Raw genomic sequence first — 1,793 nt, 5'->3', positions numbered from 1 at the left:
TCACCCGGCCCATCGCCCGCACCCAGTACGCCCTGGGCAAGATCCTCAGCGCGGCCCGGTTGCTGGCTACCGCCCTCGCAGCGTGCTGGGCACTCAGCGCGGTCGCGCTGTTGGTCGTGAACCGCACCCTCAACGGACCCGATCTGGCCAGACTCACCGGCTTCTATGCGCTGTCCTGGGTCTACCTGTCGGTCTTCGTCCTGATCGGCATGCTCACCGCACTGCTCATCCGACGCAGGTCCCTGGCTCTGCTCTCGGCGATCGCGGTCTGGATCGTCGTGACCTTCGTGCTACCGCAGTTCGTCTCGGGGCTCCGCCCGACCCAGTCCCTGAACCCCATCAGCGAACCCGCCGGCACGTCGCAGGCCTTCTTCCGCATCACCCATGTCGCCCAACCGATCTCGCTCGTCGAGCGCTACAAGGACGCTGCCGCAAGCATCCTGCGCACGACACCGGCCACCACGCCCGGTCAGGCAGCCCTGACCGTCCTGCCCATCCTCATCGCCGCCGCCACGCTCGCGCTACTCGTGCTCTGGCGGATCCAGCGACACGACTACTCCAGGAGCGCCAGCGATGAGTGAGTCCACCCGACGAATCACCCAAGTGGCTCGTCACGAGTACCGCGCCGCCCTGCGAAGCCGCGTCCTGGTCATCCTGATCGCCATCCTGGTCGCCTCCACCATCGGTTCGGTGCTGATCGGCGCCAGCGACTACGCCGCGCAGCTCGCCGACTACAACAACTACCGGGCGGCCGCGTCGGCCCAAGGACTCACCCGAATCGCCCCCTCCCCGCTGGCAGTACTCTCGCTGCTCCGCGGTGTCCTCGAATACCTGGAGATCCTCGGCGCGATCATCGCGATCACCCTCGGCTACCTCTCGGTCTCCCGCGAACGCATCAACCGGACCCTGCCGCTGCTGCGGTCCCGGCCACTGACCGGCGCCGAGCTCGCCACCGGCAGCTACCTGGGCGCGCTCGGCATCTTCGCCACCCTGATCTCAGCCACCGCGCTCGTCGGCGTCGTCTCCCTCGGCCTGATCGGCCACGACTGGATCAGCCCGATCCAAGTGCTCCGCGTCGGCCTGGCCTGTCTCGCCGCACTGCTCTACCTCAGTGCCTTCTACTGCCTGGGCGCCATCGCGACGGCCAAGGCGAAAGTTCCCGTGAACGGGTTGACCATCGCGCTGGGCATCTGGCTCGTGGTCGTCCTCGTCCTGCCCCAGATCGGCGACACCCTCGACGCCGACAACCAACTCCCCGGGGGGCTGTTCCAGGCCCTGGGCCTCAACCACGACGGAGAGCTCGCCGTCCTCACCCACTTCACCGGCTACGAACGCGTCCGCACCGGCATCGAGGAAGCCTCCCTCGCCAAGCACTTCGAGCGCTTCGCCTTCGCCATGACCGACGTCAAGGAGCGCTACCGCCCCTATGGCCTGTTGTGGCTCCTCAACGAAACCCGCAACAACATCGCCTGGCTCCTCGCCTACGCAGCGCTGCTCTTCGCCGCCCTGCGCCGCACCCTGAGCCGTCAACAGCCCATCGAACCCGGAGGACACTCATGAACACCCCGACACCCCGCCACGACCGCGCCGGCCGAACCGCTCTCGCGGCCTCCGGGCTCGCCGCCGTCCTGGCCCTCGCAACGGCCTGCGGCGGCTCCACCACCACCGGCACCAACGGCAGCAACTCCGGCACGCAGCAGCCGGCCGCTGACCAGTCGGCCGGCGCGGTTCTGCCCGTCACCGACAACCCGATCACCAACACCTCGACCGCCCAGACCCTGACCATCGACAGC

General features: G+C 68.4%; 3 protein-coding genes. All 3 read left to right on the top strand.

Annotation, left to right across the window (positions count from 1 at the left end; all coding sequences use genetic code 11):
* A partial coding sequence (locus tag RMO85_RS15655; RefSeq protein WP_310529651.1) for an ABC transporter permease subunit occupies positions 1-581 on the top strand: 581 nt, incomplete at its 5' end.
* Positions 574-1,560: an ABC transporter permease subunit gene (locus RMO85_RS15650; protein ID WP_310529650.1), complete on the top strand. Its 987-nt coding sequence runs from the start codon at positions 574-576 to the stop codon at positions 1,558-1,560. The genes RMO85_RS15655 and RMO85_RS15650, both read left to right, overlap by 8 nt.
* The coding region (locus tag RMO85_RS15645) for a hypothetical protein (RefSeq protein ID WP_310529649.1) at positions 1,557-1,793 on the top strand (237 nt) is incomplete at its 3' end. The genes RMO85_RS15650 and RMO85_RS15645, both read left to right, overlap by 4 nt.

The organism is Nocardioides sp., assembly GCF_031422975.1.
Taxonomy (GTDB): domain Bacteria; phylum Actinomycetota; class Actinomycetes; order Propionibacteriales; family Nocardioidaceae; genus Nocardioides.
Note: the sequence above shows the minus strand (reverse complement) of the source record. Positions and strands in the feature narration are given on the sequence as shown.